This window comes from Mesorhizobium australicum (assembly GCF_900177325.1).
GTDB classification, from domain to species: Bacteria; Pseudomonadota; Alphaproteobacteria; order Rhizobiales; family Rhizobiaceae; genus Mesorhizobium_A; species Mesorhizobium_A australicum_A.
In genome coordinates this window covers 440,631-455,248 of the sequence record NZ_FXBL01000004.1, presented here as the reverse complement: position 1 = coordinate 455,248, position 14,618 = coordinate 440,631, and the positions used below count along the sequence as shown (strand labels likewise).

The 14,618-nt window shown below is 66.1% G+C and carries 12 protein-coding genes and 1 pseudogene; 11 read left to right on the top strand and 2 right to left on the bottom strand.

Annotation, left to right across the window (positions count from 1 at the left end; translation table 11 throughout):
* Positions 1-7: 7 nt before the first annotated feature.
* Entirely contained in the window at positions 8-1,363 is a 1,356-nt protein-coding gene (locus B9Z03_RS04585) for a phospholipase D family protein (RefSeq protein ID WP_085463103.1), read from the bottom strand.
* A 197-nt stretch (positions 1,364-1,560) separates the two neighbouring features.
* Here B9Z03_RS04585 and B9Z03_RS30605 point away from each other — a divergent pair, with 197 nt between their 5' ends.
* Both B9Z03_RS30605 and B9Z03_RS04575 read left to right on the top strand, forming a co-directional pair.
* On the top strand, positions 1,561-1,779 hold the full coding sequence (locus tag B9Z03_RS30605) for a helix-turn-helix domain-containing protein (protein ID WP_139832159.1): 219 nt from the start codon (positions 1,561-1,563) through the stop codon (positions 1,777-1,779).
* A 297-nt stretch (positions 1,780-2,076) separates the two neighbouring features.
* A complete protein-coding gene (locus B9Z03_RS04575) occupies positions 2,077-2,955 on the top strand; it encodes an AbiJ-related protein (RefSeq protein ID WP_085463101.1) in 879 nt (292 codons plus the stop codon).
* A 27-nt stretch (positions 2,956-2,982) separates the two neighbouring features.
* Here the strand turns inward: B9Z03_RS04575 and B9Z03_RS04570 are convergent, their stop codons facing one another.
* Entirely contained in the window at positions 2,983-3,582 is a 600-nt protein-coding gene (locus B9Z03_RS04570) for an SOS response-associated peptidase (protein WP_085463100.1), read from the bottom strand.
* Between the two features lie 272 nt (positions 3,583-3,854).
* On the opposite strand from B9Z03_RS04570, the pseudogene B9Z03_RS04565 reads away from it, so the two are divergent.
* From B9Z03_RS04565 to B9Z03_RS04530, 9 genes and pseudogenes are all read left to right on the top strand, one after another.
* Positions 3,855-4,825, top strand: a pseudogene (locus B9Z03_RS04565) (ArdC family protein).
* Positions 4,822-5,193 (top strand): DUF2958 domain-containing protein, encoded by a 372-nt coding sequence (locus B9Z03_RS04560; RefSeq protein WP_085463099.1) that lies wholly within the window; start codon positions 4,822-4,824, stop codon positions 5,191-5,193. The pseudogene B9Z03_RS04565 and the gene B9Z03_RS04560 overlap by 4 nt, the downstream one beginning before the upstream one ends.
* A 175-nt stretch (positions 5,194-5,368) precedes the next feature.
* Positions 5,369-7,501: a ParB/RepB/Spo0J family partition protein gene (locus B9Z03_RS04555; protein ID WP_085463098.1), complete on the top strand. Its 2,133-nt coding sequence runs from the start codon at positions 5,369-5,371 to the stop codon at positions 7,499-7,501.
* 38 nt (positions 7,502-7,539) lie between these two features.
* Positions 7,540-8,061 (top strand): hypothetical protein, encoded by a 522-nt coding sequence (locus tag B9Z03_RS04550; protein ID WP_348528999.1) that lies wholly within the window; start codon positions 7,540-7,542, stop codon positions 8,059-8,061.
* 123 nt (positions 8,062-8,184) lie between these two features.
* The gene (locus B9Z03_RS30475; RefSeq protein ID WP_348528998.1) at positions 8,185-8,412 is read left to right on the top strand and encodes a hypothetical protein; all 228 of its coding nucleotides are present in this window, start codon (positions 8,185-8,187) and stop codon (positions 8,410-8,412) included.
* Positions 8,366-8,611: a hypothetical protein gene (locus B9Z03_RS30470; protein ID WP_348528997.1), complete on the top strand. Its 246-nt coding sequence runs from the start codon at positions 8,366-8,368 to the stop codon at positions 8,609-8,611. The genes B9Z03_RS30475 and B9Z03_RS30470 overlap by 47 nt, the downstream gene beginning before the upstream one ends.
* The gene (locus B9Z03_RS04540) at positions 8,608-8,874 is read left to right on the top strand and encodes a DUF6117 family protein (protein ID WP_085463097.1); all 267 of its coding nucleotides are present in this window, start codon (positions 8,608-8,610) and stop codon (positions 8,872-8,874) included. Before B9Z03_RS30470 ends, B9Z03_RS04540 begins: the two co-directional genes overlap by 4 nt.
* Before the next feature lie 174 nt (positions 8,875-9,048).
* Positions 9,049-13,395 (top strand): strawberry notch family protein, encoded by a 4,347-nt coding sequence (locus B9Z03_RS04535; protein WP_085463096.1) that lies wholly within the window; start codon positions 9,049-9,051, stop codon positions 13,393-13,395.
* Positions 13,395-14,435, top strand: coding sequence for a DUF7146 domain-containing protein (locus tag B9Z03_RS04530; protein WP_085467495.1), 1,041 nt, complete (start codon positions 13,395-13,397; stop codon positions 14,433-14,435). The genes B9Z03_RS04535 and B9Z03_RS04530 overlap by 1 nt, the downstream gene beginning before the upstream one ends.
* Positions 14,436-14,618: the final 183 nt, after the last annotated feature.

Genomic DNA, 14,618 nt, shown 5'->3' with positions numbered 1-14,618 from the left:
GCCGCTTTCATTCGACGTGAACAGTCACGTCATATCCCAGCGAGCGCAGGGCCTTGCTTGTTCGTCCGTTCCTCGGAGGGAACAGATCAGGGTGCGCCCATCCGACGATCTCCCCCATCGCGCTTACACCGAGCAGATCTACCTTTCGCTTGCGGTCCGCGATTGCTTCCCAAAGACGCTGCGGAAGGTCGTCGGCTCTCCCGCCATACAGCACGAACTGCAGCGTCTCGATCACGGACACACCGCCTCGGTCCGGGGCACGAAAGATGTGCCTGGCAAGCGCATCCACCTTTTCGGGAATGTCATACGTGCGGCCGGCGGCTAGGCCGATGAGCCGGTTCGGCGCCCGGCGGGCATACTCTCGCGTTGCATGGATGCCGCCGAGTGCCTCCACGAACTGATCCTCTGTCAACTTGGGGAGCATATCTTCGGCAAATGCCTGGCGCAGCGCCGGGGCCGTCTTGTTGAGCATGGTATGCTCGTTGGGCGACAACGGTAATTTCCGCCACCATCGGATGACCTCTTCGAGAGCCGCGTCCGGGTCTTTGTGGTGCTTGGCAAAATGAGTTTCGAAGTCAGCCCGCCGTCCGTCGAATGTGTTCTTGTAGTAGTGCGCATGCAGGAACTGGTCGGCTTGCGCTCCCAGTGGCGCAGTGGGTCCGACCCAAGAGGGCCGGTTCTCGTCCGTCGAGATTTTGGCGGCGATATCCCTGATGGTCTGAAGCGTATCGTTCCACTCCTTCAGGAAGTCCTGTCGTCTTTGGTCGCTGGCAGACTTCCGGTTGATCCGCGCCAGACCTTCCCACCCCGGCACGAGATGGGTGTCGAGGAAGGCCTTGTCCGCGTCCTTGTTCGCATGCTTCCGGCGCGTCAGTTCCGCGTTTCGTGCGGCAAGCAAATCGAAGAGTTCCTGCGTCAGCGGAGCTGCGTGTTTGTCGATTTCTCGAAACAAGTGCTCAAGCTCGAGATCCTGACCACCGTCCACGAGTTCCGCCTCGGTCAGGAAAAGGCCTGCCTCGACATTGTTCCACCAAGCGCTCTGGGTGATGTTGGCCGAACCGATGTAGGCGCCATAGCCCCGCCACCAAATGACCTTGGGGTGAAACTTCCGGACCAGCTTGCAGACATAGCGACCCGACCGGTGAGCGAGAAACTGTTGCAGGACAGGGATCGCGACGGGAACCTGCTCATCGAACCGCCCCCAGAAGCGCAAAGGTATCTCGTTGTCCCAGCACCAGTCGAAGAGCAGATCGTTCTCGGTGACATACGCAACTGCAGCATCGACGCGTTCGGTGTGATCTGCCGCGTTGAGCAGGATGTTGCGGAGGTAACTTCCGTTGATCCCGTTGAGAAGCAGTTCCAAATTTTCCCCCTGACAGCTTGCGCCAATGCGGCCCGCCCAAGCGCCCCTACTTCACCCAAGCGGTTGCCTCAACGCGCCGGCACATTATGCCATAATTACGCCCTAATTAAAGCCACACAAATACCAACACGGAGGTTCGGGTGCCACTCAATCTGTCCAACGCCGAAGCTCGGGGCCGAACCTATGCGGCCGCCAGGATGATGGCAGGGCTCGATCAAGCAACCCTCGCACACTCCGCCGGTCTCTCGGCAGGCACCATTTCAAATGTGGAGCGAGGCCGCGATTCAAGGTCCGACACACTGCGCGCGATCAGGCGCGCGCTGACGCGCGAGGGTGTCCTGATCGCCTTTAGCGCGAACAATGGGCTCGCCTCCGTCCAGATTTCTTTCGCGGCCGACAACGAAGAGGATGAGTAAGTGCGATACTTTGCTGAATTCAACCGGCCTCGCGGCGACAGCATCCATATCACCCAGAGAGGCTTGCGCAGAAGCGGCCTGCAAGCCAACCGGATCGCCCACAAGACGGCGCTCATAATCGAACGCCCGGCAGGGATGTCGTGGCAATCGTTCAAGAATGCCATTCGAGCGGAACTACAGCCGCGTCGTGGCTCGGTCATCCTTTTCAGCGAACGCACAAGCAACACGTTCTTGTGCTCCAATCGCGGCAATCAACCCGGTCGCTTCCAGCGCCTATAAAGCGCAACGGCGAGAATCATGAACGCCCTTCAGGAAGAATCCGAGACGGCCATTTCAGAAGTCACGCGGCGCGCGATCATCGATCACTTTGCCGTGGCCCAGGTGAGCTGGGCCGGCCGGCTGCAGGATGATGAGTTCCTCGCGCGCTTGTACGACCTTACCAAGATGCCGTCGTTCGATCATCGCTACAGGGACGCGGCAGGCGATATCTACCAACACACGGTGAGAAACAGCGACTGGGATTCAGGCTGGGTTTTCTACGATCGTCGTTTCAACCTCCTGCACGCGCCCGACGCCAGGCTGCTGCAGTTCCTCTGCGAAACCCTGCATCCAGTCGTGCGGCCTGACGGAGAAGAGGTGCAAGCGCTCCTTGATGTCTACAATACCGCGCTGGCGGCCGATGGCTGGCAAATTGTGCCGAGCAGGCTCATTTCTGGCAAACCTGTCTATATCGCGCAGTCGGCTCGTCGCGTGGCAGTTTTCGAGGAGCCTACCGGTTGGCAAAAGGTGGACCGCCAGCTTCAGGAAATGCGCGCGCGGCTCGACGCCGCCGACACCGAGGAGCAATACCAGGCCGTGGGCTTGCTCTGTCGCGAAGTGCTCATCTCGGTGGCCCAGGAGGTCTATGACCCTTCCCGTCACGCTCCGATCGATGACAAGACACCCAGCGACACCGACGCCAAGCGCATGCTCGAGGCTATCTTCGAAGAGGAACTCAAGGGTTCGAGCAACGAAGAGGCCCGGGCCCACGCGAAGGCCGCCGTGCGGCTGGCCCTCGCGCTACAGCACAAACGTCTTGCCGACTTTCGAACGGCCGCCCTCTGCGCCGAAGGAACGTGGTCCGTGGTGAACATGCTGGCAATCATTGCCGGCCGTCGCGGTCGGCGCATCCCATAGAGGATCAGTTCGCACCAACGCGACTGGTTATTCTTTTCCCGCTCGAACCGTCTCGACGGCGAGCGACCCTGCCGACAGGGGCCGCAGCAGTTCCGCCTCGGGCTTCGTGAGATGGAGCCACTCCTTCCAGTCGTCCGGCCGCAACACGACGACCTGCCGGTCGTGATAGGGCTTAATGTCGAGACCGGGTTCGGTCGTCAGCATGGCGAACGAGGCGGCATGGTTGCCCTGGGCCTCGCGCCAGATGCCGGCGATCGCCAGGAACGGCGCACCGTTGAGCGTGAAGCGATGCTTTGCCTTGGGATATTTCGTGCCGGTGAACTCGAAGAAGCCAGATGCCGGAATGAGGCAGCGCCTGCTGTTTGAGAAGTTCCGCCCGTCGGAGCGATAGTTGAATACCGGACCGCGCTTGGGCTGATCCGACGGCAGCCCGAAATTCATCGGCGTCAGTTCGACCTCGTTGTCGTTCGCCGTGGCGCGCATGACAGGCGCCAAGTCGTTGATGCGGATGTCGTCAGCCTCCGGCAGGTCAAGTTCGGATTGCTGTGTCGGGATGCCAAGCTCGATGGCCTGCATCATCCGCACATACTCGACCCATTTCACATGCTGTTCATAGGCATTGCACATGCCCGCACCTTAGCCTGGGATTGTTGGAATTTCGAGACTCCGGCCTGCTACCGGCATCCGGACATCCGCAATGGCGCAATTCCTGAAAGCCGCTTTACCGCTTTCGCTGCTGCAAGGGGAACGCCTTCCCCTGCGGCCGAGCCAGGGTCTCGGCCGACCCCTTCTGCGGGGAGACCCCGCAACGCCCCCCAGAGAGTGAGAGTGCGGACGGGTTTGCCGTGACGGGTTGAAAGCCGGAGGAGAGCTTCCGGCGCCCGTCGCGGAGAACCGCGATGTCCAGACCGCACCGCAATGCGCGCGCCGGCGCCGATCGGGCGAGCCTCTATGACGAGATCACCGGCCAGATCATCGCCGAGCTCGAAGCCGGTCGCTTCCCCTGGGTGCAGCCATGGGGCACATCGGCCGCTGTGGCGCCGCTCGGCCTGCCCAGGAATGCCAGCACCGGCCGCGCCTATTCCGGCATCAACATCCTGATCCTGTGGGGTGCCGTGGTCCAGCACGGCTTTCCAGGTCAGGGCTGGCTCACCTTCCGGCAGGCGCTCTCGCTGGGCGGCAATGTCCGCAAGGGCGAACACGGCACGACCGTGGTCTATGCCGACCGTTTCGTGCCGGAGGACGAGAAACAGCGCGCCCGCGACACGGGGGAAGACGCCCAGGCCATCCCGTTCCTCAAACGCTTCACCGTGTTCAACGTGGCCCAGTGCGAGGGCCTGCCGGAGGACATCGCCGTCGCGGCGCCGCCGCCTCCGCCGGGCATGATCGAGCCGACCGTCAAGGCGCTGATCAAGGCCACCGGCATCGACTTCCGCATGGGGGCGACGGCGCCTTCTACGCGCCGGCGCATGACTATGTCATGGTGCCGCCGCCGGCCGCCTATTTCGAGCCGATCAACTGGCACCGCACGGCGCTGCACGAACTCGGCCATGCCACGGGCCATGCCTCGCGGCTCGGCCGCGATCTCGGCGGCTCGTTCGGGACCAGGAAATACGCCTTCGAGGAACTGGTCGCCGAGATGAACGCGGCCTTCTGCTGCGCCGCGCTCGGCATCGTGCCGACTGTGCGCCACGCCGACTATCTCGGCTCCTGGCTCGAGGTGCTGCGCGAGGACAACCGCGCCATCGTCCGCGCCGCCTCGCAGGCCAGCAAGGCGGCGGACTGGCTCCTCGCGTTCCTGCCCGATGTCGGTGTGGCAATTGACGGCGGCGAACTGGGCGAGCCCGCGATCGACAGGAGGGCGGCATGATCCTCCTGACCGACGATCTGCGCGACCGCCTGCTTGCCAACGGGCATGATCGCGATGCCGACCACGTACCGGTTGTGAAGTTCTTCAATCCGCTGGGCGAGGGCGTCTGGCTGGCCACCGAACTCGACGCCGACGGCGATACTCTGTGCGGTCTCGCCGACCTTGGCTATCCCGAACTCGGCAGTTTTTCGCTCGAGGACCTGACCTCGGTTCGACTGCCCTTCGGCATGGGCATCGAACGCGACATCCTCTTCCAGACGGATTTGCCCATCTCGGCCTGGGCCGAAGCGGCTCGGCAAGCCGGCAGCATTCGCGCGGCCGAACGCATTGTCGCTGTCATGCCCCGCACGCAGCCGGGCGCATCCTGACGAAAGAGCCTTGAGGCTCGGCCTACCTCGATTCCGCAAATCCGTGTTTCAGGCCTTGCGCTTCCTCGCAGACCGGGTGCGCGGCGCCGTCCTCAGAGTGAGAGGGCGGCGCCGCTCTTCGTGACGGGTTGGAGGTCGAGAGGAGTTCCCGGCCGCCCGTCGCGGAGACACGATCATGGCGACCGCCAAGCAGAAGATCACCCTCAACGCCTCGCGCGATATCCCCTTCAACAAGCTGATGCTCAGCCAGGCCAATGTCCGGCGCATCAAGAACGGGCAGTCGATCGAGGATCTCGCCGCCTCCATTGCCCGGCGCGGGCTCCTCCAGAGCCTCAATGTCCGCCCCGTGCTCGACGGCGAGCGCAATGAGACCGGCATGTTCGAGGTGCCCGCCGGCGGCCGCCGCTATCGCGCGCTCGAACTTCTGGTCAAGCAGAAGCGCATGACCAGGACCGAAACGGTCCCCTGCGTCGTCTCGGATGCCAACAGCGTCGTGCCAATCGAGGAAGACTCGCTCGCCGAGAATTTCCAGCGCGAGGACCTGCATCCTCTCGACATGTTCCGAGCCTTCCAGACGCTCCATGACCGGGGCGCCACGCACGAGGAGATCGCGGCGCGCTTCTTCGTGTCGGCCAGCTTCGTGCAGCAGCGGCTGCGTCTCGCCAAGGTCTCGCCCAAGCTGCTCGACATCTATGAGCAGGACGGCATGAAGCTCGACCAACTCATGGCCTTCACCGTGACCGATGATCATGCGCGCCAGGAACAGGTCTGGGCGACGCTCCAGAATTCCTGGTCGCAGGAGCCGCATCAGATCCGGCGCATGCTAACCGAGACGGCGATCCGGGCCAGTGACCGCCGGGCGCTGTTCGTCGGGGTCGACGCCTATGTCGCCGCCGGAGGGATCGTGCTGCGCGACCTGTTCGAGGCAGACAATGGCGGCTGGCTGCAGGACCCGGCGCTGCTTGATCGTCTGGTCGGTGAGAAGCTGCGCGCCAGCGCCGACGATATCGCCGCCGAGGGCTGGAAGTGGATCGTCGTCGATGTCGATCTGCCCTATGGCCATGAGCAGGGCATGCGCTCCCTGACCGGCACCTTCGCCGATCTCACCGACGAGGAGCAGGCCAGCAGAACAGCGCTGCGCAGCGAATACGACGAGATCGAGGCTCAGTATGGCGAGGCCGACGAACTGCCCGACGAGGTCGATCAGCGGCTCGGTGAGATCGAGCAGGCGCTCGCGCAGTTCGAGAACCGTCCGATGGTCTACGAGCCGGCCGAGATTGCCCACGCCGGCGCCTTCGTCAGCATCGATCGGGACGGCGATCTGGTCGTTGATCGCGGCTATGTCCGGCCCGAGGACGAGGTTCCCGCAACGGTCGGCGGCGACGCCGGTCAGCCGGATGACGTGCCCGAGGGCGATGGTGCCGACCCCGCGGTCCGGCGGACCACGATCACCATCGGTGCACAGGCGTCGGAGCCCGACGAGGAGGATGAGAGCGACACCATCAAGCCGCTGCCGGAGCGGCTGATCATCGACCTCACCGCGCGTCGCACGCTGGCCCTGCGCAATGCCGTCGCCGGCAACCCGCACATCGCGATGACGGCACTGCTCCATCGGCTGGTGCTCGACACCTTCGGTCAGCGCTCTTCGATCGGCTGTCTCGAAGCCTCGGTCCGCCACGTCTACTTCACCGCGCAGGACGCCGACCTCAAGGACAGTTCGGACGCCAGGGCTGTCGCCGATCGGCAGGAGGCCTGGAAGGCCGACATTCCCTTCGACGACGACGAGGCGTTGTGGACCTGGCTCGATGCCCTCGACGAGGCCAGCCGGCTGGCACTTTTGGCGCACTGCGTCAGTTTCGGGATCAACGCGCTTTACGAGCGCATCAATCCCTACGGCGCCGGTGTCAGCCAGCAGGGGCTCGAGCAACGCCTGCGCGAGGCGGACCGGCTGGCCCGGGTGACCGGGTTGGACATGGTCGACGCCGGCTGGCGGCCGACCGTTGCCAACTATCTCGGCCGCGTCACCAAGTCCCGCATCCTCGAAGCGGTGCGCGAGGGCGCCGGCGAGCGTGCGGCGCAACTGATCGACCATCTGAAGAAGGGCGAGATGGCCAAGGAGGCGGAGCGGCTGCTTGCCGATAGCGGCTGGCTGCCCGAGCCGCTGCGCCTCATCGGTGACGAGCATGGCATCGTTCAGCCCGACGAGGATGACGGCGATGTCGCGGCGCTGCCGGCCTTCCTCGCCGGCGAGGAAGATCCCGTCGGGGCCGATGCCGACGAGCCGGTGCAGTTGATCCCTGCTGAATAGCAGCCCCCACGGCCGGGGCCACCCTCACTTCATCCCTCATGGCCCGGCGATCTGCCGGGCCATTCCATTTCAGGAGAGATTGCAATGTCTGCCTCTTTGATCTCGACATCGCCCCGCTCGGCGCGCTGGTCGCCTATTCGGACGGTGCGCCTCGACCACCGGCGCGCTTCCCCAGAAGCTCGCGGCCTGGGAACGCCGCAACGGCACCGGCCGGCTGGTCCGCAGGGAGCCGGCGCGCGAGCGCCCCCACATACACGTGCCCGCCCTACTTCACCCTGCATGAGGGGACGTTCGGCCAGAATGGCATCATCCTCGTCTCGCTGATGCGCACCTATGGGATCGACAGCGAGCTTCGGTTCCGCGTCATCGAACGTCCCCGCATCGGCCGGGTCCGCGTGCTGCAATCCGTCGGCGACGGTGAAGAACTGCTGCATCTCGCCGAAAGCCGCGAGGCGGCCGAGCTGTGGCTGGCGCGAAACCGCCATCACCAGGCCCGCATCGATGAGGTGACCGCCGACGAAATCAGCGCGGATGCCGTCGAGGGACGCGCCGCAGCCTGACACCGGCGAGCCCACTGCCTTTCACGGCGGAACGACCGCCACTCTCAATCATCCCCACGAACGAGGCGAAACTGCCCGGGCTCCCGAACGAGCGCCGGGCAGTTCGCTTTGCGGGGGCCGATCATGCCCGAATTCACCGTTGAAACGACGTATCACCTGCCGGTCTACCGGCACCGCACCTATACCGCCGAGACGCCCGAAGCGGCCTGCCGTCTCGCCATCGAGGACGAGGACTGGTCGCAACAGAAGGAAGATTGCGAATCTTCGGGCGAGACCTTCGTCACCGGCATCTGGCAAGGCGCCGATGCCGCTCACCGTGGTCGCGCAATACAAGTCGCCCCCGCACTTTGAGGAAACGTTGCAGCGCAAGGGGCGGCACTTCGAAGTCCTGCTCGGCCTGCTCAAGATCCTCCTCGCCGATTCCGAAGCGGCTCGCACGACGGCCCCCGAATGGACCGGCAAGGCGAGATGGGCGGTAGAACTCGCCGAGGCCATTCTCGGCGGTGCGCGCGGGCCGGACGAACCGGGCAGCGCACGAGACGTCTCATGAGCATCCCCGACTTTGCCCGCGCCAATTTCCAGACGCTGCTCCGCGCCGCCGGTGATGGCAATCTGGCCCTGATGGAGTGCCTCGACGCCGAAACGGCGCAACCGCGCTACGTGATCTGCGCCGTCGGTCGCGACGGCACGGACTACACGTTCACACCCTTCGGGCATCTGGCCGAAGGCAATCCCTTCGACGCCTATGGGCCGCCCGATCCGGCCGACCCGGACGGCTTCCTGCCCGCGGCCGGCGCGCCGAATAGGAAATAGCCATCGCGCCCTGACCCTCGTTAGGCGCCCGTGCTTCGGCCGGGCGCTTGTTTCATGTCAGGTCATGGGGGGTGGCCGAGAGGGAGAGACTGGCCGGGACGGGTTCGAGCCGCTCCGGTCCAGAGAGAGCGCCGCGCGCGGCTCGATGTCCTGTTGCTCTCCGAGGATCCCATCATGACCCCGACCTCCGCATCGGCGGCGGCAATCGCCGCCGCGCCGCTCCCGCTCGCCAGGCCCAACACCGCCGCCGCGGTGTTCGCTGCCGCGACCCTTCTCCTTCCCCATCTCGAGCGCGGCGAGCGCATCGATGCGCCGATCCTGCGCGCCAGCATGGAGGCGGCCTTCGGCGCCTCCGATGCTGCCGGTGCCTGGGACTGGAAGCAGGCCTACGAGGCCTGCGAGGCGGCCACAGTCCTCTTCCTGCGCAAATACGGAAAGGCGCTTTTCCGCAAAGCCGCCACTCCGGCTCTAGGGCTTTCCGCGCTTTCCACGATTGCGGGGCTGCTGCCGACGCATACGCGGCGCTCCGAAGAGTCGCAGGCCCTCCAGCAATTCTCGACGCCGATCCCGCTCGGCCTTGCCGCGGCGACCGCAGCCGCCATCACGCCAGTGGATCGCGTGCTCGAGCCTTCGGCTGGCACCGGCCTGCTCGCCATCCTGGCCGAGATCGCTGGCGGCACGCTGCTGCTCAACGAACTCGCCGAAACACGCGCCGGTCTTCTCTCCTCCCTCTTTCCGGCCGTGCCCGTCACCCGCTTCGATGCCGCCCAGATCGACGACCATCTCGACGCCGGCGCCGTCCCAAGCGTCGTGCTGATGAATCCGCCGTTCTCGGTGATGGCCAATGTCGAGGGCCGCGTCGCCGACGCGGTGGTCCGCCATGTCGCCTCGGCGCTGGCACGCCTGGCGCCGGGCGGGCGGCTGGTGACCATCACGGGCGCCAGCTTTGCGCCCGACAATCCGGCCTGGGCGCCGGCCTTTGCGCGCCTGCAGGAGCGCGGCCGCGTCGTCTTCTCGGCCGCGATCGATGGCGCCGTCTATGCCAGGCACGGCACAACATTTCCCACGCGCCTGACCGTCATCGACAAGTTCCCGGCCGACGATCCCAGTGTCTTCCCCGCTGCGCCTGGCGTCGCCCCCGATGCGGCGACGCTGCTGGCTTGGGTCGGCGCCCAGGTGCCAGCGCGCCTGCCCGTCACGCTCCCGGCCCTGTCGGCCAACACCTCGACTCCTGCCGCGCCGCGGACGGTCCGCGGCTATGTCGCCCGTGCCGCGCGGGCCGCGCCGCGAGCCGCGCTCGCCGTGCCTGAGGGCGTCGACCTCGCCTATGACACCATCGAGGTGCCGCCCATCGAAGACGCCGGCATCAGCGATGCCATCTATGAGGCATACGGACTTCAGGCGATCCGTATTCCCGGCTCTCAGGCGCACCCGACGCAGCTCGTGCAGTCGGCGGCCATGGCAAGCGTCACGCCGCCCCGGCCGAGCTACCGGCCGCGCCTGCCGCACACCGTCCTCGACCTGCTCTCCGACGCCCAACTCGAGACGGTGATCTATGCCGGCGAAGCCCATTCGGAATTCCTCGCCGGCGCCTGGGCGGTGGACGACACCTTCGATGTCGTCAGCGCCGCGGCGGAGGATGCCGCCAATGCCGTCCGCTTCCGGCAAGGCTTCATGATCGGTGACGGCACCGGCGTCGGCAAGGGCCGTGAATCGGCGGCCATCATTCTCGATCATTGGCTGCAGGGCCGTCACAAGGCCGTCTGGATTTCGAAGTCCGACAAGCTGATCGAGGATGCGCAGCGCGACTGGTCCGCCCTCGGGCTGGAGCGGCTGCTGGTCACGCCGCTCTCGCGCTTCCCGCAGAGCAAGCCGATCACGCTGCCCGAAGGCGTCCTATTCACCACCTATGCGACGCTGCGCTCCGACGACCGCGGCGACAAGGTTTCGCGGGTCCGGCAGATCGTCGATTGGTTGGGCGCCGATTTCGACGGCGTGATCGTGTTCGACGAGAGCCATGCCATGCAGAATGCCGCTGGCGCCAAAGGCGAGCGCGGCGATGTCGCCGCTTCACAGCAGGGCCGCGCCGGGCTCAGGCTGCAGCACGCTTTGCCGAACGCCCGCATCCTCTACGTCTCGGCCACCGGCGCCACGACGGTCCACAATCTCGCCTATGCCCAACGGCTCGGCCTCTGGGGCGGCGAGCACTTTCCGTTTTCGACCCGCGCCGAATTCGTCGAGGCGATCGAATCCGGCGGCGTCGCAGCGATGGAAGTGCTCGCTCGAGACCTGCGCGCGCTCGGGCTCTACACCGCCCGCTCGCTGTCCTTCGCCGGCGTCGAATACGAGTTGGTCGAGCACGAACTGACGCCCGAGCAGGTCCGGATCTACGACGCCTATGCGGGCGCCTTTGCCATCATCCATAACAACCTGGATGCGGCGATGCAGGCGGCCAACATCACCGGAAGTTCCGGCACGCTGAATGCGCAGGCCAAATCGGCCGCCCGCTCGGCCTTCGAAAGCACCAAGCAGCGCTTCTTCGGGCACCTCCTCACCTCGATGAAGACGCCGACCCTGATCCGTTCGATCACGCGCGACCTCGCCGACGGCCACGCCGCCGTCATCCAGATCGTTTCGACCGGCGAGGCGCTGATGGAACGGCGTCTCAGCGAGTTGCCGACCGAGGAATGGAACGACGTTCGCGTCGACATCACGCCGCGCGAATACGTCCTCGACTATCTCGCCCATTCCTTCCCGGTGCAGCTCTACGAGCCATTCACCGATTCGGAGGGCAATCTGTCGTCACGGCCGGTCTATCGCGACGGCCAGCCGGTCGAGAGTCGCGAGGCCGTGGCCCGCCGCGACGAGTTGATCGCCCAACTCGCCAGCCTGCCGCCCGTCCCCGGCGCGCTCGACCAGATTGTCCAGCATTTCGGGGTCGAGGTCGTCGCCGAGGTCACCGGCCGGTCGCGGCGCATCGTGCGCAAGCCCCGATCTGCGCCCGGCGGCGATCGCCTCGTGGTCGAGACTCGCGCCGGCTCGGCCAACCTCGCCGAAACGCAGGCCTTCATGGACGACCACAAGCGCGTTCTCGTCTTCAGCGACGCCGGCGGTACCGGGCGCAGCTACCATGCCGAGCTTTCCGCCCGGAACAGGCGGCTGCGCGTGCACTATCTGCTCGAGGCCGGCTGGAAGGCGGACACTGCCATCCAGGGCCTCGGCCGCACGCACAGGACCAACCAGGCGCAGCCACCGCTGTTCCGGCCGATCTCGACCAATGTGAAGGCCGAGAAGCGCTTCCTTTCGACCATCGCGCGTCGCCTCGACACGCTGGGCGCCATCACCCGCGGCCAGCGGCAGACCGGCGGCCAGGGCCTGTTCCGGCCGGAGGACAATCTGGAATCGCAGTATGCCCGCGACGCGCTGCGCCAGCTCTACACGGTCATCGTGCGCGGCAAGGTCGAAGGCTGTTCCCTCGAACGCTTCCAATCCGCCACCGGCCTCAAGCTGATGGACGACACGGGCATCAAGGACGAGCTGCCACCGATCACCACCTTCCTCAACCGCATGCTGGCGCTCACCATCGAGTTGCAGGGCGTGTTGTTCGAGGCCTTCGAGCAGTTGCTCGCGGCCCGGATCGAGGGCGCCATCGCCTCGGGCACCTATGATGCGGGCCTGGAGACGCTGCGTGCGGAGAGCTTCGTCGTCACCGGCCGGGAGGTGATCTACACCCATCCGCGCACCGGCGCCGAGACCCGCCTGCTGACCATCACCGAGCGCCAGCGCAACCGGCCGGTGACGCTCGACGCCGCGCTCGACCACCTCCGCGATCCGCGCGCCATGCTGCTGGTCAACCAGCAGTCCGGCCGCGCCGCCGTGCAGATCCCGACCACCAGCGTCATGCTCGATGATGGCGAAATCGAGCGGCGGGTCCGCCTGATCCGGCCGATGGAAGCCCACAACCTGCCGCTGAAGGCGATGGGTGAGACCCGCTGGACCGAGGCAGACCGCGAAACGTTCGCGACGGCATGGCAGGCCGAAATCGCCGAGGTGCCGGAATTTACCGACAGCGTCCTGCATATGGTGACCGGCCTGCTCCTGCCGATCTGGCGGCGCCTGCCGAACGAGTCAACGCGGGTCTATCGGCTGCAGACCGATGCCGGCGAGCGCATCATCGGCCGCCGCGTCTCACCGGCCTGGGCGGCCAATGCCACGACGACGGGCGTCCCCTCGCTCTCGCCCGACCAGGCCTTCGCGGCACTGGTGGACGGGCGCACGATCCTCGATCTCGCCGAGGGGCTGCAATTGCGCCGTGTTCGCGTCATGGGCGCCTGGCGCATCGAATTGACCGGCTTCACCGACACGATGCGCGAGCGGCTCACGGCCTATGGGCTCTACCATGAGATCATTTCGTGGAAGCTCAGGATGTTCGTGCCGACCGATGTCGCTGGCATCCCCGTGCTGGATCGCGTGCTCGGACGCTGGCCGGTCGAGCGCGTCAGCGAGCGGGAGACCGCATGATGCCGCGCCACGATGCCGCCGAACTCGCGCACCGTCTCGGCGAACATGCCGAGGCGGTGTGCCGACACTATCTTTCCAACGGACGTCGCTCCGGCAATTACTGGCAGGTCGGCGATGTTCGCAACGCATCGGGGCGCTCGATGTTCGTCCGGCTCAGGGCCTCCGCCAAGGGACCGGCCGGCAAGTGGACGGACGCCGCGACCGGAGAGCACGGCGATCTGCTCGACATCATCCGCGAGAGCATGGGTCTCGTCGACTTCAAGGCCGTCGCCGACGAAGCCAGAACCTTCCTGGCCATGCCCCGACCGGAGCCGGAACGGCGTTCTTCGCGCCCCGGCGCGACAACGGTCCCGACCGGATCGCCGGAAGCCTCGCGGCGGCTCTTCGCCATGTCACAGCCGATCCCCGGCACGCTCGTGGAATCATATCTGCGGGGACGCGGCATTCCGATTTTGCACGGCACCGGATCGCTTCGCTTCCACCCGCGCTGCTACTATCGGCCCGAGGACCACGGACCGACCGAGACCTGGCCGGCCATGATCGCCGCGGTCACCGATCTGAGCGGACATCAGACTGGCGCGCACCGGACCTGGCTCGACCCTGACGGTGACGGCAAGGCGCCCCTCGACACGCCACGACGTGCCATGGGCGATCTCCTCGGTCACGCCGTCCGCTTCGGTGTACCAACCAGCGTCATGGCAGCCGGCGAAGGCATCGAGACGACACTGTCTCTGAGATGTGCCTTGCCCGACATGGCCATGGCGGCGGCGCTCTCCGCGGCCCATCTCGGAGCCATCCTGTTCCCGCCGACTTTGCACCGGCTCTATGTCATCCGCGACAACGATCCGGCCGGCGACTCCGCCCGTGACACGCTCGCCGAACGCGCACGCGCGGCCGGGATCGAGGCGATCGTGCTGTCGCCCGAACTCGAGGACTTCAATGACGATCTCCGCCATGTCGGCCTCGAGGCACTTCGGGCAGCGATCGCACATCAACTCATGCGCCAGGATCGGCTGCGCTATCTGAAGCGGGCGGCATGAGCCGTAGGGGACGAGGGCGAGGTCCCGTGCCGCCTGCATCGCTTGTGGACCGCGCCGGATGAGAGCCGCAACCCGGCCTTCGAGAGGGCGATCGCGCCCACAAACGGGCCGGCCAGGCAATGGCGGCGACCGGCTATTTTCCGGCGGCGCGCGATTGCTGGCGATGGCCAGCGCCCGGACGCA